21 protein-coding genes are annotated in these 20,776 nt (G+C 62.7%); 10 read left to right on the top strand and 11 right to left on the bottom strand.

Annotation, left to right across the window (positions count from 1 at the left end; genetic code table 11):
- Positions 1 to 145 precede the first annotated feature (145 nt).
- The gene (locus tag C443_RS18245; protein ID WP_049944138.1) at positions 146 to 373 is read left to right on the top strand and encodes a hypothetical protein; all 228 of its coding nucleotides are present in this window, start codon (positions 146 to 148) and stop codon (positions 371 to 373) included.
- A 145-nt stretch (positions 374 to 518) separates the two neighbouring features.
- Positions 519 to 1,856, top strand: a complete 1,338-nt coding sequence (locus C443_RS18240) for a glycoside hydrolase family 68 protein (RefSeq protein WP_005538231.1) — start codon at positions 519 to 521, stop codon at positions 1,854 to 1,856.
- Positions 1,857 to 1,887: 31 nt separating this feature from the next.
- On the opposite strand, the gene C443_RS18235 is transcribed toward C443_RS18240, so the two are convergent.
- From C443_RS18235 to C443_RS18230, 3 genes are all read right to left on the bottom strand, one after another.
- Positions 1,888 to 3,999 carry a GH32 C-terminal domain-containing protein gene (locus tag C443_RS18235; RefSeq protein ID WP_005538230.1) on the bottom strand — a complete coding sequence of 704 codons (2,112 nt, stop codon included), beginning with the start codon at positions 3,997 to 3,999 and terminating at the stop codon, positions 1,888 to 1,890.
- Between the two features lie 230 nt (positions 4,000 to 4,229).
- Positions 4,230 to 4,364 carry a hypothetical protein gene (locus C443_RS22245; RefSeq protein ID WP_023843340.1) on the bottom strand — a complete coding sequence of 45 codons (135 nt, stop codon included), beginning with the start codon at positions 4,362 to 4,364 and terminating at the stop codon, positions 4,230 to 4,232.
- 219 nt (positions 4,365 to 4,583) lie between these two features.
- The gene (locus C443_RS18230; protein WP_005538229.1) at positions 4,584 to 5,993 is read right to left on the bottom strand and encodes a hypothetical protein; all 1,410 of its coding nucleotides are present in this window, start codon (positions 5,991 to 5,993) and stop codon (positions 4,584 to 4,586) included.
- 291 nt (positions 5,994 to 6,284) lie between these two features.
- On the opposite strand from C443_RS18230, the gene C443_RS18225 reads away from it, so the two are divergent.
- The gene (locus C443_RS18225; protein WP_005538228.1) at positions 6,285 to 6,470 is read left to right on the top strand and encodes a hypothetical protein; all 186 of its coding nucleotides are present in this window, start codon (positions 6,285 to 6,287) and stop codon (positions 6,468 to 6,470) included.
- On the opposite strand, the gene C443_RS18220 is transcribed toward C443_RS18225, so the two are convergent.
- Together C443_RS18220 and C443_RS18215 are read right to left on the bottom strand one after the other, a co-directional pair.
- Complete coding sequence (locus tag C443_RS18220) at positions 6,467 to 7,561, bottom strand: rod shape-determining protein (RefSeq protein ID WP_005538227.1); 1,095 nt, start codon at positions 7,559 to 7,561, stop codon at positions 6,467 to 6,469. The genes C443_RS18225 and C443_RS18220 overlap by 4 nt on opposite strands.
- 141 nt (positions 7,562 to 7,702) lie before the next feature.
- Complete coding sequence (locus C443_RS18215) at positions 7,703 to 8,188, bottom strand: FlaD/FlaE family flagellar protein (protein ID WP_005538226.1); 486 nt, start codon at positions 8,186 to 8,188, stop codon at positions 7,703 to 7,705.
- Positions 8,189 to 8,358: 170 nt separating this feature from the next.
- On the opposite strand from C443_RS18215, the gene C443_RS18210 reads away from it, so the two are divergent.
- The 3 genes from C443_RS18210 (at position 8,359) to C443_RS18200 (ending at position 10,638) form a co-directional block, all read left to right on the top strand.
- Positions 8,359 to 9,264: a ParA family protein gene (locus C443_RS18210; protein ID WP_080505498.1), complete on the top strand. Its 906-nt coding sequence runs from the start codon at positions 8,359 to 8,361 to the stop codon at positions 9,262 to 9,264.
- Entirely contained in the window at positions 9,261 to 10,247 is a 987-nt protein-coding gene (locus C443_RS18205; protein ID WP_005538223.1) for a chemotaxis protein CheW, read from the top strand. Before C443_RS18210 ends, C443_RS18205 begins: the two co-directional genes overlap by 4 nt.
- A 178-nt stretch (positions 10,248 to 10,425) precedes the next feature.
- Entirely contained in the window at positions 10,426 to 10,638 is a 213-nt protein-coding gene (locus tag C443_RS18200) for a hypothetical protein (RefSeq protein ID WP_005538222.1), read from the top strand.
- A 129-nt stretch (positions 10,639 to 10,767) separates the two neighbouring features.
- Here the strand turns inward: C443_RS18200 and C443_RS18195 are convergent, their stop codons facing one another.
- Positions 10,768 to 11,913, bottom strand: coding sequence for an NAD(P)/FAD-dependent oxidoreductase (locus tag C443_RS18195; RefSeq protein WP_005538221.1), 1,146 nt, complete (start codon positions 11,911 to 11,913; stop codon positions 10,768 to 10,770).
- Between the two features lie 169 nt (positions 11,914 to 12,082).
- On the opposite strand from C443_RS18195, the gene C443_RS18190 reads away from it, so the two are divergent.
- Positions 12,083 to 12,793, top strand: coding sequence for a TRM11 family SAM-dependent methyltransferase (locus C443_RS18190; protein WP_005538220.1), 711 nt, complete (start codon positions 12,083 to 12,085; stop codon positions 12,791 to 12,793).
- Positions 12,794 to 12,985: 192 nt separating this feature from the next.
- Here the strand turns inward: C443_RS18190 and C443_RS18185 are convergent, their stop codons facing one another.
- The 4 genes from C443_RS18185 to msrA form a co-directional block, all read right to left on the bottom strand.
- Entirely contained in the window at positions 12,986 to 13,393 is a 408-nt protein-coding gene (locus C443_RS18185) for a hypothetical protein (RefSeq protein ID WP_005538219.1), read from the bottom strand.
- A 90-nt stretch (positions 13,394 to 13,483) separates the two neighbouring features.
- On the bottom strand, positions 13,484 to 14,458 hold the full coding sequence (mvaD, locus tag C443_RS18180) for a phosphomevalonate decarboxylase MvaD (RefSeq protein WP_005538218.1): 975 nt from the start codon (positions 14,456 to 14,458) through the stop codon (positions 13,484 to 13,486).
- A gap of 99 nt (positions 14,459 to 14,557) precedes the next feature.
- Positions 14,558 to 15,094 (bottom strand): cob(I)yrinic acid a,c-diamide adenosyltransferase, encoded by a 537-nt coding sequence (locus C443_RS18175; RefSeq protein WP_005538217.1) that lies wholly within the window; start codon positions 15,092 to 15,094, stop codon positions 14,558 to 14,560.
- Positions 15,095 to 15,220: 126 nt separating this feature from the next.
- Complete coding sequence (msrA, locus tag C443_RS18170) at positions 15,221 to 15,889, bottom strand: peptide-methionine (S)-S-oxide reductase MsrA (RefSeq protein ID WP_005538216.1); 669 nt, start codon at positions 15,887 to 15,889, stop codon at positions 15,221 to 15,223.
- Positions 15,890 to 15,980: 91 nt separating this feature from the next.
- Here msrA and C443_RS21835 point away from each other — a divergent pair, with 91 nt between their 5' ends.
- From C443_RS21835 to C443_RS18160, 3 genes are all read left to right on the top strand, one after another.
- Positions 15,981 to 16,151 (top strand): DUF7838 family putative zinc beta-ribbon protein, encoded by a 171-nt coding sequence (locus tag C443_RS21835; RefSeq protein WP_005538215.1) that lies wholly within the window; start codon positions 15,981 to 15,983, stop codon positions 16,149 to 16,151.
- A gap of 68 nt (positions 16,152 to 16,219) precedes the next feature.
- Positions 16,220 to 16,423, top strand: coding sequence for a DUF7511 domain-containing protein (locus C443_RS18165; RefSeq protein WP_005538214.1), 204 nt, complete (start codon positions 16,220 to 16,222; stop codon positions 16,421 to 16,423).
- A 38-nt stretch (positions 16,424 to 16,461) separates the two neighbouring features.
- A complete protein-coding gene (locus C443_RS18160) occupies positions 16,462 to 16,830 on the top strand; it encodes a response regulator (protein WP_005538213.1) in 369 nt (122 codons plus the stop codon).
- On the opposite strand, the gene C443_RS18155 is transcribed toward C443_RS18160, so the two are convergent.
- Entirely contained in the window at positions 16,827 to 20,714 is a 3,888-nt protein-coding gene (locus tag C443_RS18155) for a PAS domain S-box protein (RefSeq protein ID WP_005538212.1), read from the bottom strand. The genes C443_RS18160 and C443_RS18155 overlap by 4 nt on opposite strands.
- Between the last annotated feature and the right edge of the window lie 62 nt (positions 20,715 to 20,776).

The raw sequence follows: 20,776 nt of genomic DNA, 5'->3' as shown, positions 1-20,776 counted from the left end.
CATCCGGGGTAGGGCATACGATGATAAAAATGGGACGGCTACGGCGTCAGTTCCGTCCCGGTCACGGTTCGGTGTTCCGACAGACTCACCAGTGTCCGAGCCTAGTTTACCGTATGAACGGCATAGCGACCGGGAGGGCACAACCGTGAACAATCAGGACGCAGTAGTGTTGGCGTTGACGGTCGTTGCTGCGATCATCCTCCCGGGCCTCGCAAACTGGGGATTCAGTACGCTCGGCTACCCCTGGGTCGGAAGTGCTGTCTGGGCGCTGGGGTACGGCCTCGGTGTCGTCTTCATCTGGTACGAGTGGGTCCGGCCGCTCGATATCACCGGTCCGGAGGGTGTCAGCCGAAGCGAGGACTCGGGCGAGTAACGCGCTGTTCTGCCTCCCTTGACGACCAGCCATCAGTTTTCTCAGCCAGCCACGTCGCAAGAATATACATATTGTATATTTTTCATACAACATCCGTAGTACCCAGCCGACAACATTTATACCCGTAGTCGGCCCAACGTGAGATATGACAAACGAGACGCTCGGTGTGGGTCGTCCCGGAACGAGGGGACGCGCCGGGTGGACACGCGAGCAGGCGAGTCGGATCGAGCGGACCGACGACACCGTTGCCCCCATCGTCTACCCGCCGGAAACCGATCAGATCCCCGATGTCCACATCTGGGACACCTGGTTCCTCCGGAACCGCGACGGCACGCTGGCGACAGTTGACGGCTACCGGGTCTGTTTCTCGCTGACCGCCCCGTCGGATCTGCTGCCCGGCAAGCGCCACGACGTGGCGACCATCCGCTGTTTCTACTCCGATGACGGGCGGAACTGGCACAACGCCGGCCCGGTGTTCGAGGACGCACTGGGCCAGCGCCAGTGGGCTGGGTCGGCTCTGTACGACGACGACGGCAGCGTCTATCTGTTCTATACCGCGGCCGGTGAGGAGGGAGCCGAAGACCTGACTTACACACAGCGCATCGTGGGTGCGGGCGGCGGCAGTATCAACACGGCCGACGGGTTCGAGCTCTCGGGTCCGTGGACCCACCACGAACTGCTCCAGCCCGACGGCGACCGTTACGAACGGGAGGACCAGTCCAGGGGGATGATATACACGTTCCGCGACCCGTGGTTCTTCGAGGACCCCGAGACGGGCGAGACGTGGCTTCTGTTCGAGGCGAACACGCCGGTTCCGGAAGGGAGCGACGCCTGCGGCGGCGACGCCACGCTCCAAGAGTTCAACGGCAGCGTCGGCATCGCGCGCTCGCCGACGGGCGACCCGCTGGCGTGGGAAATCGAAGATCCACTGCTGGACGCTGTGGGCGTCAATCAGGAACTCGAACGGCCGCACATCGTGTATCGGGACGGCCTGTACTACCTCTTTATTTCCAGCCACCTCCACACCTTCGCGCCGGACTTGGACGGCTTCGACGCGCTGTACGGCTTCGTCGCCGAGGACCTCCGCGGCGACTATGTCCCGCTGAACGAGTCGGGCCTCGTCGCTACGAACCCCGAGAACGCGCCGTTCCAGTCATACTCGTGGATGGCCTTCCCTCACGACGGCGAGATGCTGGTCCAGAGCTTCTTCAATTACTACGACTTCGACGGCGAGACGCTGGACGAGATCGCCCACCTGTCCGAGTCCGAACAGATGCGTCGGTTCGGCGGCTCGCTTGGCCCGACGCTCCGGCTTGAGGTTGATGGGAGCCGGACGCGTATCATCGGGGCGCTCGGGCACTGGCACATCCCACTTGACGGCGAGACGCTCCCGCTGACGGACCGCGAACTGATTCAGCGCGGCAAACGCGACGAGACGGACGCTGGTGGCTACGGCATCCGAACAGAGACTGAGCGGAAGTAAGGAGTCTCAAAGCGGTTTTTTCAGGCGCTGCCTACCAGACAGAGTCCAGTTCCCAGACGTCCAGCGACGCAACAGTCGCACGACCGCCCTCGGCCGACAGTGAGATGCCGGTCGCGTCCTCGCGGGTCGGATACACGCGGCTGGTCAGGCAGTGCCGTTCGTTGGCGAACACCTCGACGACGCTCCCGTCGACGAAGACACGCAGCGACAGCGGCGCGTCGTAGGGCCGGACTCGCATCGTCTGGGTGTCGCTGGTCGCCTTGGGGTCGGTACTCGACGCTACTCGGTCGACGGCGATTTCGCTCTGGTAGGTGTATCGGATCGGCGTCCGCTCCTCGCCGTCCGGCGATTCGAGAACGGACAGCTCGACGGCATCGGCGTCCTCCAGCCGAACCGTGGCGCGGAGTTCGAACGACCGACTCTCGACCGGCAGGCTCTCGCTCTCGCCGTCGTCAAGGCGTACCTCGTCGTAGCTGGTGTTGTCGCCCCGTAGCTCTGTGAGTTCAGGTACCGGTCGCTGGCACAGACCGCCGTCGTCGGCCAGCGATAGCTCTCGGGGCAACGACATCGCGCCGGACCAGCCGGCGTCCCACTGCCCGCTCACGTCGCGAGCTTCGGGGAGCCACCCCCAGGTCAGGATACGGCCATCGTCGGTCCACATCGACTGCGGGGCGTAGAAGTCGCCGTGGTCAAGTTTGTCGCGGCGGTCGACCTCGAACTCCCCGTCCGCGTAGGTACCCAAGAAGTACACCACGTCCTCGTAGTTCGAGATGTGCAGGAGCTGTCGGTCCCCGAAGTCGAGCAGTTCCGGGCATTCCCAGACGGTCCCGGCGGTGTCCCGGTCGCCGGCGAGGATCGGGCCCTGATACTCCCAGTTCCGGAGGTCTGCGGACTCGTACAGCAACGCCGCGCCGCCGCCGCCCTCGATCCCGGCCCCGATGAGCTGGTACCAGGTCCCGTCTTCGCGCCAGACGCAGTGGTCCCGGAACTCCCCTTCCCAGTCCTCGGTGCGGAGCACTTCCGGTTCGGACGGCAGTTCCTCGATGATAGGGTTGTCCGGGTCCTTGTCCCAGGCCGTGAGGCCGTCGTCCGCGGCGGTGGCGATACAGGGAAGCTGGCGCTTGTCGCGACCGCCCGTGTACAGCACGGTCGGGACGCCGTCGTTGTCGACCGCACAGCCGGACCAGCAGCCGTCCCGGTCCGGGCCGTCGGGCGAGGGGGTGAGCGCGACGGGGCGGTCCTCCCAGTGGACGAGGTTGTCGCTGACCGCGTGGCCCCAGTGAATCGTGTTGTGAAACGGCCCGGCCGGATTGTACTGGTAGAACAGGTGATAGCGCCCGTTCCAGTGGATGAGGCCGTTCGGGTCGTTGAGCCAGTTCGCCGGCGGTGTCACGTGATAAGACGGACGACTCGGGTCGTCGTCGAGTCGCTCGCGTAACTGCCCGAACGTGTCGGCCTCCTTCGGGCGGCCGGTCAGCGGGTGCCGTTCGTCTGTCGCCAGGAACGCCAAGGCGTTCTCGATGAGCGTCTCGCGGTTGCCGCGACACACGTCGTGGGTGGGCTGGGCGAACGCCACTGAGGACCCGATGCCGAGCACCTGCCCGTTCCCGGGCTCCCAGGAGATGGTTGCCATCTGTTTGACTACGTCGGTGTCGCCCTGGACCGTACTCGCGAGCACGTCTCCCGATTGGGGCGCGATGGACTCGTATCTCGCGTAGGGAATCGTGACACCGGCACCGCGGGTATGAACACGAAGGGTATCGTAGTCCGCGTGGATCGGGTGATCATCGTAGAGGGCTTGCCAGAGATGGCCAGTCGGCTCGGGGATCTCTTCCCAGCCGGTAGCGTCGGGCGCAACTTCCTCGAACCCGAGCGGTTCGACAGCCGAGAGCGCGCTCAGTGTCAGCAGGAGCGAGCCGCCGTCACGGACATATGCGGCCAAGGCCGGTGCGTCGTCAAGGGCTCGCTCGTCGAACCGTTCGTCACGATGCCACCAGAGGATATCGTATTCGGTGGGCTCGACCGACGAGAGTGCACACCGCTCCGCACCGTCAACCGTCTCCTGACACCAGTCGTAGGCCGACGCCTGCTCGTCCGTGCAGGCGTCGGCATAGAAACAGCCGATGCGTGGCGAATCTGCCATGACCCGTTATCCCCTCCTGAAATATAAAAACATTCGGCAATCGTTTCTGAGCGAATATGCACGCTCTTGTGGTTACCGTCGTGGCTGTGGCCAGCAGACCGCCCGGCAATCAGTAGCTACCTACAGTGTAGTCCTACCCGGTTACGACAGTGGAGAGACAACGAGGACGAAATCAATAGTCGGAGCAGTGGCTGACAGCGGACTATCGATGAAAAAGCGAGCGGGACCGGTCAGTGGACGCGAGCGTTGCGGGCCTCGGCCTTCCAGTCGATGACCGTTTCGTGACAGCTGGGACAGACGAACTCGGTGAGCTTTGTCGTCTGGTCGTTGTATGACATCCGTGTGCCACAGTTGGTGCAATCCATTATAATTGTATATATTCTACTGAAGGATATAAATTTTCTCCTGACCATAGTCGGTCCGGGCGAGAGACGGTCTGACACGGCTGAATTATGCTATCTCGTCGCATGGTTCCCCGCAGAAGCCCTCGATCTATAGCGATAGCACCGTCACTACACAGGTCTCCAGAGCGTGGATGAGCACAGACAGTAGACGGTGAGCCGAGAATGGGTGGCTGGCGGGGACTATGATCCGCCGTGGCCCGTCGGGTCGACTTTTGCGTCGGTACTACCGTTCTCGGTATCCGAGCGGTCGGTCGTGTCAGTCGCCGACGGCGAGCGTTCGTCGGCGGTCGTGATATCCACGTCCGGCGCTGTCTCGGTCCCGTCGAAGCGGTCGTCCACGTCGACGGGTTCCTCATCGAGTCTGGCTTTCGCCCGTGAGAGCCGCTGTTCCACGGCATCGAGTTCCGCTTCGAGGTGGTCGGTGGCGTCCGGATAACAGTCTCTAGCGTCTACCAGGGCAGTTTCGAACGCCGCCTTCGCCGTCTTGTACTCCGCTAACGCGGCGTCGGGCTGGCTGGCGTCGGCGTACCAGTCCCCTGCCTCCATCGCGTCCGTCGCGACTGTCCGCCGGGCGGTGACGAGGTTCTCCGCGACGGTCCCCAGTCGGTCCCGGACCCGCTTGGGGTCGCCAGCGAACCGCCGTTGGTCCGCCCCCCAGTCGAGTTCGAGGACGTCTCGGTAGGCTTCGAGCGCCTCGGCCCAGTGTTCGGCGGCGACAGCGGGGTCTTCCGCCGCGACAGCCTCGTTGTCGGCTGCAGCCGCAGTGCGCAGCGGTGACTGTTTGAGGTCCTCGATGACTGTTTCGAGCCGGTCCCGCTCGGCACGGATGTCGGCGAGTTCGGGGACGCCCTCCGTCGGAAGCGAAAAGATCTCATCGTACTCTGCTCGCGCCGCCTCGTAGGCGTCGTACGCCACTTCGAAATCGTTCCCCCGCCAGTGTTGCTCACCGGTGTCGACCGCCCGTCGGGCGCGGCTGCGACGGACTTCCGTGAGGGTCGCAATATGGCGCTCCTGCACCGTCGTAACCCGGTCTTCGAGCGCGTTTGTATCGCCGGGTGGCCCGAACTCGGTAGCTGTCTCCCCGGCCGCGTCGAGACGGTCCCCGGCTTCCAGCACCGTCGCCAGTGCTTGCTCGTAGTCTCCCTGATCGCGCTGCTCTGTCGCCGTCACCAGCATCCGCTTGACCTCGTCTAAGATGTTCTCGACGCGGACCCACGCCTGTGACGCGTGTGAGAGATACGCGGTCAGGTCGACGATTCCCTGCTTGCCACAGTGAACCCGCCACTCAGTCTCACCGCACCGCCGGAACGTGATCTGGCCGTGGCCCAGGGAGTGGTCACCCGCGACCTGGTCGATATCGACGTGCGGGATGGCGAACCGCCTGTCGCCGTCGTCGTCGCCCACCAGCAACAGGACCTGCTTGTCAGTCACGACGCCGACCATTCGGTAGTTGCTGCCCGGCCGCACAGCCTCACTTGACTCTGAGGTGCCGATTTCGACGCCGTGCTTGCGGCTGGTGAGAGCAAACCGTGGGGTTTCGTCGTCGTCGACGGCTGCCAGTGCCGGCTCGTCGTGGAGATATCCGGTCAAGAAGAGCCCGCCCGAACCGGTACTAGTGAGAACATCGGGTGGATCTGTCTCCAGATTATCTAATCTGATAATTTTTCCATTATCGGGTCAGAATGCGTCTGAGGGTTTGATTTTGACTTATGTATTCTGATACTGGCGTAGTAAATTAATATAAACTCAAAGTGAATTTCATCGTCGCGTCGCCGTCAAGGCCGCGGCCGTCGATACCCCACGCGTCTCGTCACGCCGTCCGTCAGCCGGCAGACGGGTGTCTGACTTGGCTTTAGGTATCAAGCTGCCGTAGCCGAGCATATGCCACGTACCAGTCTCGGCGGGGGTTCATCTCAGAAGCGACAGGGTGGTGACCTCGCAACGGACGCGACCAGCTTCGGAATCGACACCGACGTGTTCGAACTGCTCTCGACCGATCGCGGTCACAAAATGGCACAGTCCGAGCCCAGAATCGAGCGGTGGCTGGACTGCTGGCGGAATCCCTAGCTGGTCTCGACGAGGCGCGCTGCGATCCGCTGTGCGCCGATGGTGGGTGCGATGTCCGGTTCCTCAGCAGCGATGACATCGATGTCGCGGTTCAGCTCCGCGCTGAGGCGTTCTTCGAACTCGTCGACGATACCGGGGATGCAGGCCATGCCACCGGTGATGGCGATCGGTCGGTCCAGCGCGAGCTGGTACACTTTCATGTAATCGTTCGCCAGTTCCGGCAGGAACGTGTTCGCCAGTTCGTCGACGGCGTCGTCGAGGTACTCGTTGACCGCGTCCATCACTGAGCGCTCGATGGTGAACTCGTGTGAGCCGCCGCCGGGCTGCTGGATGATGTCCGTGAACGGCTCGAAGTCGACGAAGTCGGCGTGTTCTTCCTTGTATTCGCGGGCGGTCTGGTTGTCGATGTTGACACGGCCCTGCGTTTCTTCCTCGACGTAGTTGGCGATCATCCGGTCGACTTCGTTTCCGGTCACCGCGCCCGTCGTGAACGGAGAGAGTTGCTCGCCCCGTCGGTACGCGGAGGCTTCGAGGTTCGTCGATCCCATGTTGACGGAGACGAAGATCTCGTCGATAGCTTCGAGATCGTCGCCGAAGGCCGGGATGGAGCCACACAGCGACTCCGGGTAGCTCTCGACGAGGTCCAGCCCGATAGAGGAGTTCTCGATGACGTTCTGGAGGTTCTCCAGCCCGGTCGGATTGTCGATGGTCGGGATGGCGTACACCACGCCGCTGTTTGCCGGGATGTCGTGCTCCTCGATGATGGCCTCGAAGAACGTCTTGGTCATCTCGGCCCGGTCGGCGTCCTCGGGAAGCCCCGACCGAAGCATGTACTCGACGCGGTCTGGATACTCGCGGGCCGCTTCCTCGCCGTAGAGGACCTTTTCCTCGCCGGTCAGGGCGTCCTCGTACGTTGCCATGCACGTTAGTGTCTTGATGATCCGGTTCTCCGTGCCGTGTTCGCCCGGCAGGGCAATGACGGTCCGGGTGCTCCCGAGCTTGACCCCGACCGGAACAGCGGCAGCGCCGTCCGACGACACACCGGCGTCCGATTCGGACCCGGTGTCGTCGTCCGCATCCTCGTCACTCATATACGGTCGTCTTTGTCGACCGCCCGATATATATCCTCTCCCTAGTATTCAGGACTGATAGCTGTCCCCTCGGGTAACTGATACTGCGTCCCCCCTCAGTATCGGGGATTCGACGGACAGAATTGGTACTGAAAACGAAGGTTACGTCATCGCAGTGAGCTTCGCGATGTAGACGAGACTCAGCATGTGGTCGTCGACGCTCAGTTCGTTGTCGTCGTTGGTCGCCGACTCGTCGATGCCAAGCAGGTAATCCGAGAGGTCGTCCTGTACGTCCTCGGTTATCCAGTCGATGGAGCGGTAGTAATCGAGCGCTTCGTCGGCCCCCTGATACCCGGAGTGCATCAGCAGGAACTCGAGCCACTCGAAGACCACGAACTCCGCAGCGTAGGTCTCGGGCAGCGTTTCGAGGTAGGGCTTCTCCTGTGCGTCACCACCGAGGAACGGCAGCAGTTCACGGTACAGCCCGGAGCGAAAGGAACTCCCGGCGAGCACTTCTTCCTCGGAGTCGTCGAGCCCCATGTCCAGGTCCGTCGGGTCCGGGACGTCCTCGTCGCCCATCCCGTTGCCCCGCTGACGAGCCATCTTCCGTAACTCGTCGAGGTCGTAATCGCGCGGGTTGATGGTCATGATACTGACTCTTCAATCTACACAATGATAAATCTTGCACACCGTCAGACGGCCGTCATGCATACGCTCGCGGGTGTTTCAGTCTCGTCCGCGTTCCGTCCCCCAGTTGCGACGTTGATAATCGGGACCACATTTTTATAGTGACTCGGAGTCGACCTGTGGATACTTGGATGATGAACCGGCAATCAGAAACCGGTCCAGCCCGCTTCTGTGTGACCAACGCAAAAGGCGGGACCGGAAAGACGACAGTTGCTATCAACGTAGCCGGTGCACTGAACGACCGCGGCCGGGACGTCCTCTTTATCGACCTCGACCCGCAGGGCAACGCCACGGAAGGCGTCGGCCTCGTCGAGGCGTACGACGCCGACCCGCCGACGCTATTCGACGCACTGACCGGCGATCCATCGGCGCTGGGCGAGCTTATCTGCGAGGGCGAGGAGATGGACGTGATCCCCTCCAGCATCGACATGCTCCAGGCCGAGCACGAACTGACCATCGCCGACCTCATCGCCCGGGTCAACACACAGGGTGGGGATATCGACCAGGCCGCGCTAGCCTCGTTCGCTATCAACATCACGCCGGAGATGGTTACGGGGTCACACGCGCTCGATACGCTCGACCGGGCGCTGTCGACGCTCGACGCCGATTACGACTACGTTATCATCGACTGCCCGCCGTTCTACGGGAAGCTAACCGACACCGGCATGTACGCCGCACAGAACGTCCTCATTCCCGCACTGACTGAGGCCACCTCCGAACGGGCCATCGAGTTGCTGATGGACCAGATGGCCGCGATGGAGCGCCAGACCGACGCGTCAATCAACACGCTCGGCGTCGTCGCCAATCGGGTCGAAACGACGTCCGAAGACGAGACGATGCTCGAATGGTTCAACATGGCGTTCCCGGACAGTCCCGTCTGGGAGGTCCGCAAGCGGGTGGCGCTGCAGCGCGCGTTCAGCGCTGGCCAGTCTATCTTCGCGACCGAGGAATCGTGTGACATGGCGGCTGTCTTCGAGGACATCGCCGCTGAACTCGACGAGCAGTTCGGCTTTACCGACACAGAGGTACCAGCATGAGTGACGACGAACGCATGGACAGGGCGGAGCGCATCCGGCAGATGCGCGAGGGGAACAAAGCAGAAACTACCGACGACACCGAGGAGACAGACAACGCCTCCGCGGATGGGTCCGGTGAGCAGCCCGGCGACGAAGGCGAAACCGAGGAGACGGCAGGTGAGGCCGCCACCGCGGACTCGACGGCCGCCGCCAGCGACGACACGGCTGACGAAGCGTCTGCAGCCGATGGACAGGCCGACAACGACGGCGGCAGCGCCACCGACGCCAACGGCACAGCCACTGGCCAGAGCGATACTGACGCGATGGCTGCCGCACAGCGAGCGGCCGAGGCCTCCGCACAGGTAACGGCCGACGACACCGACACTGGAGCCGTCGACCAGCCGACGGACGACCTTTCGGCGTCGGCCAGCCCGATGCAGGGCCCGACCGGCGTCGAGTTGCCGGACCAGGAACTCATCGAGGAGGCAATGGCGTCGGACAACACCGCCACGACCGAGGGTGGCGCTCGCGCTGCGGCTATCGACGACGAGGCGACCCAGACAGAGGAACTGGTCCGGGTCCTCGAATTCGCGCTCGGCGACGAGTACTACTGTCTCGACATCGACTACGTCGAGGAGATCGTCAAACGCGAAACGGTCACTCGCGTCCCCAACACCGATGACTACGTCGAGGGCGTCGTCGACCTCCGGGGGCAGATTACGACGATCCTCAACCCCAAGGAGATGATGGACATCGACAGCGACGGGTCAGAGAACCTCATCGTCGTCTTTGATGCAGGTGTGTTCGAGGAACAGGGCGCGATGGGATGGATCGTCGACGAGGTCCGTCAGGTCGTACCTGTCGCCGAATCCGAAGTGAACACCGCCCCAGTCGACGGCGATTACATCAACGGTGTCGTCGACCGCGACGGCGAAGACGAGTTCGTCATCTGGATCGAACCCGACGACGTGCTCGGGAACGCAACCGCGGACGGCGAGAACTGACGCGCCCTACTGTTTTGCCGCTCTGTTGCAGCCATTCAGAACCACCCTCAGTGCCATCCGTGGTGCGGAATGTGTAGCCGCCGGGCGCTACCGTTCCGGTCGCACTCTCGACAGTATGACAGGGCTGTTGGTACGCCCGAGGACAAGAGACATACCGCTGCCTACAATACGCACGTGTATGGAGGCCCTACGAAGTCTGTACCGACAGGCGGATGATCGAGTCCGTGGGCTGTCTCGCCTCTCATACGCCCTTCTTATCGGTTTCGTCTCCGCTGTGGGCGTGTTTGCCGTTCGTCTTCTGTTGCCCGGCAGCGGGAGTTTTGGGCCGGTCGCGATGGGTGTCGCGATGGCTATCGTCTATTATGCCTTCGACCCGAATAACGAGAACTGACGCGAACTGCCGCCTGTGAACCGACCGATCCACAGCCTCTGTTTTCAGCGACAGACCATCGGTCGATACGCGCGCTGTATGCAGCAGGGTCACCGGATTTGAGCACTGCTGGAGGGTTTAGCGAGGTGTTCACTCATGTTCAGCTTCACCACCGTTGAGGTCCAGTTCCTCACTGACGAGATCGACCGCGTTCTGGACGGCTCCCACCGTTCCCAGATAGCCCGCGCCGACAGTCGTCTTGAGCGCCAGCGCGGCCCGCCCGGTGAGGACAGAGGGGCCAACCTTCGCCACGGCGTCGTCGCCGACCGAGACGAGCCAGCCTGGCACGTTGAACTGATACTGGGTCAGTCGGGGCTGGAACTCGCCGTGGCTACCCTGTGACTGCTCGACGAGTGTCCCGATGTTGTCGGCGGCGACACGGGCCTCGCGGATGGCCGCCGCCGCGCTTGCTGGCACAGCTTCGCCGTCGCTGTCGACGACCCGAGCGGCGTCGCCGACGGCGAACGTCGACTCGCCGAGTCGGAGGTCCGCCCGGACGACGGGTCGGTCGGCGTCAAGCGCCGGTGACCCCTCGATACCGCCGGTCCAGACGAACTGGTCCATTGCTAGGTCCGAGCCGTCTTCGAGCGTAATGGCGTCGGCATCGGCCTCGGCCACACCGGTGCCGGTCCTGACTGTCACGCCGGCGTCGACCAGCGCATCGTGGACGGCCGACTGGAACGACGCCGGGAACGCCGGCCCGACGGCGTCTTCCTGTTCGAGCAGGAGGACCTCGATATCGCTGTCCTCGCGCATCTCGGCCAGTTCGCCGGCCACCTGTACGCCTGACAGGCCAGCGCCGCCAACGATCACACGGTCGCCATCGCCGAGTTCGAGAAAGCGCTCGCGGATCTCGTGGGCGTCGTCGAAGCGCTTCAGCGGCGTCGCATGCTCGCGTACGCCCGGGAGGTCGTAGAACGCCGTCTGCGCACCGAGACACACCGCACCCACGTCGTAGGACAGGGTCTCCGATCCGTCCAGCGTCGCAGTCCCTTCGTCGGGCGCTACATCCGTGACCCTCGCCTGTCGAATCTCACAGTCGAGTACCTCATCGAGGTCGACGGTGATCTCGTCGGCCAGTGACGGCCGCCGGACGACCCTGTGGAGTTCGTGCTGCACGAGGTGTTCTGTCTGTTCGTCGACGACGACCAGCGAGACGCTGTCGGGAAGAGTCTGTTCGAGCTTTCTGGCGAGCGTGAGTCCGGCATATCCGGCTCCGAGAACGGCGACGCGCATTGTAACTGACTCTTGGTGCGAGGCCGGATTAACTCTGTGTGACCGTTATAGACACCACCACAAGCTCCGTCTATCCGAGTCTTGTCAAGACTCGCGTACAAGTACAGGGCGAAAGTGGGTTGAGCGTTCAAAGACCGGCTTTTTAATTTCGCCCGCTCACGCTCTCGTCATGCAGACGTTCCTCCACCTCGTCCACGAGTACGAATTTGATCTCCCTGACACGTTCGACGGCGACCCACGTACGCCCGCCGCCTATGTCGAGCACTTCCTGTCAGAGTGCACCGACGCTGGCGACACTGTCCTCGACCCGTTCGCCGGATTCGGGACGACCCTTCGGGTCGCAGAACGTATGGGACGGGAGGCATACGGCATCGAGTACGACGCCGAGGTCGCGTCGTTCGCTCGTGAGCAAGTTGACCATCACGAGCGGGTCATCCACGGCGACGCGCTGGACGCCACGAGCTATGACGACGTGCCGCCCGTCGACTGCTGTTTCACCTCGCCACCGTACATGGTCGAGGAGATGAATGCAGACCCGTTGACGAACTATACCGAGACAGGACGGGACTACGAGCGGTATCTTGCAGACCTTAGGCGCGTGTTCGACCACGTCGACGGTCTGCTCAAAAAGGGCGGCCACGTTCTCGTCGACGTCTCGAACATGAAAGTTGAAGGAGCGGTGACAACGCTCGCGTGGGATGTCGCGAGCGAGATGGCCGACCGGTTCCGGTTCGAAGGTGAGGTTGTTGTAACGTGGCAGGCCGACAACTCCTCACGCGACCACGGTGAGGGCACATATGGCTACGGGTACGACCATAGCTATTGCCTCGTGTTCGAACAAGAAGGGGACGCTGCTGAGTCATCCGATAATCCGCGATAGGCCCACGCTGTCTCTGTTTCCCAACTCGCTCTGTCAAGCGTGAAATCACGGGTGGCAGACTGTTGGGTCTACCCGCTGTATCTTACACTACTCTCTGTAGCTATTCCCTCCTCAAAGCTTTACCCCGAGTTGCACCGCAGTAAACCGGTTTGAATGGTTCTGTGAAGCACTATCTGTGTTCGTGACTGGGCCCTATATGCGACCGAGTGCCGTTTCAGGGACCGGGAACACGAGCCCGTACACGATGCGGTAGCCGATGAGACCGACGCATGCCCCGACGACTACGTCGTCGAGCCACCGAATACCCGAATCGTACAACAGACTCAACCCGGCAACTCCCAGCAAGACAATAGCAAAAAGCGTCAACAGTGTTAATCCCTTCCGTGGCAGCGTATTCCACGCACTGTACACCGACTCTGTGAATCCCTGGCGTTCGGAGAGATACGTGAATCCTGTAATTGCCAGCCCTGCGATAACGATGACCGCCCAGTCCAGCGGAGACGCCGTCTCAATAGTTGTCACTACTTTATCATGAAACAAGAGAAAATTGCCGAACCCGACAGCGAAGTGGGAGACGATAAGCCGATGTGCAGGCGTCACAGCTGACCGTTGTTTGTGACAGTACAAAATAACTTCTACCTGGAGCGGGGGCGACAGCCCGAATGTGTCCGAAGCGTTTCGACAGTGGGTTCAGAACAGCGCCTTGTCCTCGTCGAGGATCTGTGCGGGGCCACCGACATCCCAGACGCGGGTGTCGACGCCGCAGTCGGCGACCGTTTCCTCGACGCGGCCGACGTACTCCTCGGTCGTATTGATGTAGACGCTCGCGCCGGTGTCGACGGAAAAGTACACGGGAACGTCCTCGCTGTTCCGGAGTTCCCGGACAGCGTTGAATATCTCGATGGTTCGCGGTTGCCAGTACACCCAGCCGGCCGGCCCGGTCATCGTCGCGGCGGCCAGCGACAGCGAGTCCTTCTCGGCGAGGTCGAAGACGGCGTCGAAATCGCCGTCGTACAGCGCATCGCGCATATCCGAAATCTGGCTGTGGATATGAGCCATCCGCGACTCGAACATGTGGCTCTCGGCGGCCTCCTTGTGAGCTTCCTCGGTTTCCTTGTAGGATGGGACCATCCCGGCGACGATTCGCAGGTCGTCTTCGAGGTCCGTCTCGATGCGCTCGCTCCGGCAGTCCCTGTCGTTCATGCCGGTTCGGAGGTGGGAGAACGCACCCGTCACCGCACGCGCGGCCGAGGAGGAGCCGCGGCGTGCGACCGTCGAGATTTCCGGTCGCGTCATGTCGAGACCGGCCGCCTCGACGAGGGCCATCGCCGCGGCGGCAAAGCCCGATGAAGAGGAGCCAAAGCCGATGTTCGTCGGGAAGTTATTCGCCGATTCGAAGCGGACCCCGTGGTCGATGCCGGCGAGGTCGCGGACGTGGTCCACGACGGCGTCGATACGCTCGGCCCCGCGGCCGGTAACCTCCTCACCGTCGATGACGTACACGTCCTCCTCGCGGTCCGGGTCGAAGGCGGCCGTCGTCTTCGAGTGGCTCGGTGCGGTACAGACGGAGATGCTGTCGTGGTACGGCAGTCGCAGTTCCTCGTCGCGCATCCCGTGGTACTTGACCAGCCCCTGAATCGGATGTGCCTTCGCGGTCGCTTTCATACCTCACCCTTCCGGGCCGGTCACTTTGCTATTGCGAACCGCCGGCGCTAGCGTGGCGTCGAGTTTCAGATACCTCCTGCCGAAAAAAGCCCCGAAGCGTCAGTAATCGGGGTTTTCCTCGCGGATGCCCTCGCGCTTGTTGACGAGGCGGGCGAGCGTGAACAGGGCGTCCGAGAGTCGGTTCAGGTAGATGATGGCCGTCTCGTTGACACCGGCCTCCTCGGCGGCGAAGGAGACACAGCGGCGCTCGGCGCGCCGACAGACCGCACGGGCGTGGTGGAGCTTCGCCCCAGGTTCGGACCCGGAGGGAAGGATGAACGATTCGAGCGGGTCCAGTTCCGAATCGGCCTCGTCGATGAGGTCTTCGAGCGTCTCGACGTGGGACTCCTGTATCCGCGGGTCGTCCTCCTCTGGGCTGGGGTTGGCGAAGTCGGCCTGGACGATGTGGAGGTGATTCTGGATGACCCGGAGCTTCTCGTCGATGTCGTCGTGACCGGTCGGCCTGACGACGCCGACCAGCGCGTTCACCTCGTCGACAGTCCCGTAGGCCTCAATACGGCGGCTGTCCTTCGAGACCCGCTCCATGTTCCGGAGATCTGTCTGGCCCTGGTCGCCGCGACCGGTATAGATAGTCATAGCTAAATCTGGCACTGCCAGCGTCTTATAGGCGTGGGCGAATCCTTTGGGAGCGCGGGCGGCTGAGATCCGTGGCGAGCGCGGACGGCCGAGCCCCGTGGTGACTGTGGACCGCCGGCACCGCGTTCAGAGCCGGCGACGGACCTCCGAGAGCGCAGCCGGCGAGATATCCAGTTCGGCAAACAGCGTCTCGCGTTCGTCGTCTTCGCCGTGGCCGGCAACGAAGCCGTTGAGCCGGGCGGCGACCGTCGAATCGACGAACGCGCCGCCGTAGCGGTCTTCGAGTTCGTCGGCAATCACCGGTGTCGAGCGGAGTTCGTACTTCTGGTGGTAATCTTCCGCCAGATAGAACTGGTCAAGTGCTTCGATAGCTGTTTCGACGGTCTTCCCGGTCCGGGATTCGAGTTCCTCGCGCGTCTGTTCCGCGGTCTCCTGCTGCCGGTCGTCGTGTGCCAGCACCACGCCGCGGTACTGGCGCTTTCGGGGCGCGGAAAACGGCGTGTGGTTCGCCCAGAACACGCCTAGCAGGTCCTCGTAGCTTACCACGTCAGGGTCGTACTCGACCTGCACGACCTCGGTGTGGTCGCCCAGCGAGTAGTAGCTGGGGTTCGGTTCGGCCCCACCAGCGTAGCCCACCCGCGTCCTGACCACGCCCGGCATTGCGCCGAACCGCGCGTCCGGGCCCCAGAAACAGCCCATGCCGAACGTCGCCGTCTCGGTCGCCGATGGCGGCAGCGATTCAGCGTCGACGGCCAGTTCGGTCGGATGGGTCGGCTCGTACGCACTCTGAGTCATACTGGAAGACAGGGGTTCGAGCGGTTTGCCTGCTTCGACGCCCCGCGTGGAACCGGGAAATTCAACTGTACCCCTGTGAAAACAACCGAGTATGAGCCTCGAACTCGAACACTACTGTCCTGAATGCGAAGAGTACCGCGACTTCTGGAAGGTCGCGAGCACGACGATGCACCTGGGGACCAAGATCAAGTGGCACTGCCCTGAGTGTGACTACGGGTTCGTCCGCATCGACGGCGAAGTCGACACTGGACAGGCAGCATAGCTCTCCGGATCGGTATAGAGACCTCTTAGCAGCTGTTTTACACCGTCCCAGAGAGATATCTACTACCGATGAGTCTCGACCCGCACGGTGCAGGGAACGCGACCACCGAGCGAACGCAGGCCCCGCACAAGCTGTCGATGACCGTGGTTGAGTACACCGGTGAACCGGATCGCTGTACCGTGTCGCCGCGGGGGCTCTCCGGCATTGCCAAGCTATCGACGTGGATTACCGTTGACAAGGAGGTCGTCGTCGATCTGGATACGATGCGGTGACCGAGAGTTTTTATCGGGGAACCACGGATCTAGAACCGATGAGTATCGAGGTCCTACTGGTAGACGAAGACGTAGACGTTCTGGAGATCGTCGGGACGTTTCTGGGACAGGAAGACGGGTTCGAGATAACGACGGAGGACGACCCAGAAACGGCACTGGACCTGGCAACGAACGGTGACTTCGACGCCGTCGTCAGTGACTACAAGATGCCCCGGCTCGACGGAATGGAACTGTGTCGCGCGCTCCGGGATAACGACGTCGACATCCCGTTTCTGCTGTTTACCGCCCGCGAACACGACGACGTCGCAGATGCTGCCGCGGAACACGGCGTCACTGCCGTGGTCCAGAAAGGAACGGGCACGGAGCAGTACAGCGTGCTCGCCGACCGGATTCGCGACACTATCTAGGCGTCTATCCGAGGCAGTTCCAGTGTGACGACTGTTCCGCCGTCCGGACTGCTATCAAAGTCAACTGTGCCGCCGTAGGTTTCGGTCACCCAGACGACTAGCCACAGACCGAGTCCGGTCCCATGACGCAGTTGTGTAATCGGTTCGTCGCCGGTCACGACATCGAGTTCGTGTTGTGGAATCCCCGGCCCGTCGTCGGTGACAGTGATTGAGACGGTTCGTGGGCCCGTCTGGACACCGATGCGGATAGACGGGTCGTCGCCGGCGTGTTCGAGGCTGTTTTCGAGGAGTTCACCGAGGATTCGATGTAATCGCCCATCACCCGCCGTAACCGACACATCCGGGAGATCTGTTTTGATTTCACCGGCGTACTCGTCGCGATACGAGGACACGGTATCGGTAACGGTTGCGGACACATCGACAGGGTCCGTACCGTACTGGTCGCGGCGAACGGAGCGCTCCATGTCGCGTGCGCGCTCACTCAGCGACGCCATCTCCTCCGCCTTTCGCTGAAGCCGGTGGAGAATGGCACGCTGGTCCTCGTCGTCAATTCGCTCATCCAGCGCGTCAGCCATCCCGAGGACGACAGTCAGGTCGTTGCGGAGATTGTGCCGAAGAACACGGTTGAGCAGTTTCAGCCGGCGTTCGCGCTCGCGCTGCTCAGTGATGTCGGTGTAGATACCGAATCCGCGGATGCTGTCACCGTCTCGGCTGTACGGCACGCCCCGGAAGAGGAAGTCGCGGAACCCCGTCTCGGTCATCAGTCGGAGTTCCGTCTGGAAGGGGTCGCCGTTTGCCTGCCCGTTGTCGAACCGGGGCAGTTCATCGTGCGCAGTGTCCGGTGGGCGGAGGAGGTCGGACAGGGGACTGTTGACGGCCGTGTCCTGGTCGTACCCGAACACGTCGGAGAACGCGGGATTGACTGATCTGACGACCGACTCGCGTGCAACGGTCTCCGTCTCGATGACGGCGTCGGGAAGCGTGTTGAACAGGTACGAGAACCGGTCGCGCTCGTCCTCCAGCTCTGCCCGTGCCTGCTTGAGGTCGGTCAGGTCCCGGACGACGCCGACGGTTCCACGGAACTGGTCCGCGTCGAGCAGCGACACCTCGATCTCTGCCGGACGCGTCTCTCCGTGTGCCGTTTCCAGCGCCGTTTCGAGCTTGACCGCCCCGGTTCCGCCTTGCTGACAGAGATCGCCAATACGACACGTAAACTCGTCAATCGCGTCCTGATCGAGGACGGTCCGCGGGTGCTGGCCCAGAAGCGTCGCCTGCTCGTAGCCGAGCCACTCCGCGAGCGGTTCGGTGACCAGCTGGAACCGACCGGCGTCGTCGAGGACGTACATCATATCACGGACGTTCTCGACCACTGATTCGTACCGGAGCAGGCTCCGTTCACGCTCGACACGGTCGAACGCGGCGGCCGCGTTGGAGGCGAGGATTTCCGCCACAGAGATGTCCGAGTCGGTGAACTCTTTCCCGTCCCGTGCGCCGACGCTCACGACCCCGTGGTCACCCATCGGGAGGTACATCGTCGCCGACAGAACGTCGGAGTCGTAGTTGTCGACCCGTTCGAATTCGTCGATGACCAGCGGGTCGCCGCGCTGGAACGCCTCGCCAGGGAACCCCTCGTCGGCGTCGTACACCGGTCGTTCCGGGACTTTGTCACTGGCGACGGCGGGTCGGAGCGTGTCTGTCTCTTCATCGTACAGTCGCACGAGCGCGTGGTCGAACCCGAGGTCCGACCGGGTCGCTTCGATGACCGTTTCGGCGACCTCCCAAGGCGTCTGTGCCTGCATGAGCGACCGGGTCGTATCCAGCAGTCCGGACAGCGCCTCGTCGCGCCGCTTTTGCTCCGTGATATCCCGGATGACGCCCGCAGTCCCGGCGAATTGCCCGTCGTCATCGTACAACAACGTCATGTGGTCCTGTGCGGGGAACGAGTCCCCTGACGCCTGCTGGATCGCCAGTTCGAACGTCTCCTCGTCGTCGCGGTCCCCGAATATCATCTCCTGGACGATGGACTCGGCGCGCTCGACGACACTGTCGTTCTTTATGAAGCCGGTGTACGACCCAAGCAGCTCGGATTCGGAGTAGCCCGTGAGGTCGGTCATCGCCTGATTGACGAACTGGAAGTACCCCTCGGAGTCGAGGGCGTACACGCCGTCGTCGACCGCCTCGATGATGTTCTCGTACCGTTCGAGTTCGTCCTCACGGTGGCGGCGTTCGAGTTCGTGGTTCACCCACTCCACGAGCAGTTTCATGAACGCCTCCTCGCTCTCGGAAAAGGACTCCACCCGGGCCTGCTCATCGCCGAAGCAGAGCGTTCCGTAGGGCTCGCCGTCGACTGTGATGAGGCCACCGGCGTAGCACGCGACGCCGGTTTTTCTGTACACGTCTGACGCGTGTCCGTCCTCGGTGGTGGCATCGGTAATCGCGTAGAGGTCGCCGGATTCGAGCACTCGCTGACAGTACGTGTCTTCAAGCGGCGTCTCTGTTCCGGATTCGAGAGGAGTGTTACCGGAGACCATCTGGATTTCGTGGACTCCGTCCTCGATACGGCTCAGGTAGCCAAACGACATGTCGAGTCGGTCCAGCCCGATTTCGATGACCCGACCGACGGTTTCGGCCTCGCTGAGTCCGTTCCCGGCTGCAAGCTGTGTCAGCTCCTGTAGCGAGTCGTTGTTGGCACGCAGCGTCCGTTCCCGCTCCTTGCGTGCCGTGATGTCCGTGGCGATGGCGACGAGACGCGGAGCCTGTGCGTCGCGTTCCTCGATGACTCCGCGCGTCCGGAGCCACCGCGTCTCCCCGTCGACGTCGGTACGGAACTCGGCGTCGACCCGTTCACCGCTCTCCGACACCCGCTCGACCGCCGCTTCGAGTGACTGGCGGTCGTCGGGATGGACGTACTCGTAAAATGCCGAGGCAGTGCCTTCGAAGGTCGCTGGCGTCGTCCCGAAGAGTTCCGCGGTCGCCTCGTCCCAGACTATCGCGTCGGTGTCCAGATTCCACTCGTAGACGCCGGTGTTTGTCCCGTCCAGCGCCAGATCGAGCCGCCGGTTCGTCTCTTCGAGCGCCCGCTCGCGCTCCTTCCGATCGGAGATATCCCTGAGAACGCCCGTACAGAACCACTGCCCGCTTCGCTCGAAATCACCGAACGACACCGCGACGGTCAGCTGGTTCCCATCAGCGGTCACGAGCGGGAGTTCGAGATAGTCCCAGTCGACGTTCCGGTCGCCGGTCCGGCGGTAGCGGTCCACTCCCTCGAAGTGGGAGCTTCGCAGGTGTTCAGGGATCACTTTCGCGAAATCGTCACCGACCAGCTCCTCACGGTCATAGCCCGTCAGCTCGGCAGCCTCGTCGTTGGCGTACACGACTTCGCTGTCGGCATCGATGGTGACGACGGCGTCGGAGATACTGCCGGCGATGGCGTCGAAAGAGTCCACGAGTTCCGGCGGAAGCCGCGTCGGTCGGTCATCGGTAGTAGCCGGTGGGTCACTTCCGTTGCCGTGGTCCGTCGGTTCGCTCCTCTGTGTTACGATATCATACACCCGGTCCGTCAGCGACACTTCGCTGCGGGGGACGTACTCGGTTACATCGAGCTGTGTCGCGCGGGCGGCGACCATCCCATCTGGCTCGGCCGTACAGAGAACGACTGGGAGCGTGTCGTACTGCTCACGTACCGCCGCTACCACCTCCAGACCGGTTTCCGTGCCCGGTAGGTGTTGCTCACAGATGACGGCATCGTAGGCGTGCTCGGCCAGTTCCGATAGCGCGGCCGCCACGGTGGTGACTGACGTGACCGTGGCCGGCGCGTCTGGCATGGCTGTATCCGCGTCATCGTCGGCAGAGCCTACGTACAACAAATTCGGCATCTCGGACATAGCGTTCCGTTGTAACTGCTATACGTCGGGGTGGCATATACGCTCGGGCAAGAGTATCAAAT

The sequence above is a fragment of the Haloarcula argentinensis DSM 12282 genome, assembly GCA_000336895.1.
In the GTDB taxonomy this organism is placed as follows: Archaea; Halobacteriota; Halobacteria; order Halobacteriales; family Haloarculaceae; genus Haloarcula; species Haloarcula argentinensis.
Note: the sequence above shows the minus strand (reverse complement) of the source record. Positions and strands in the feature narration are given on the sequence as shown.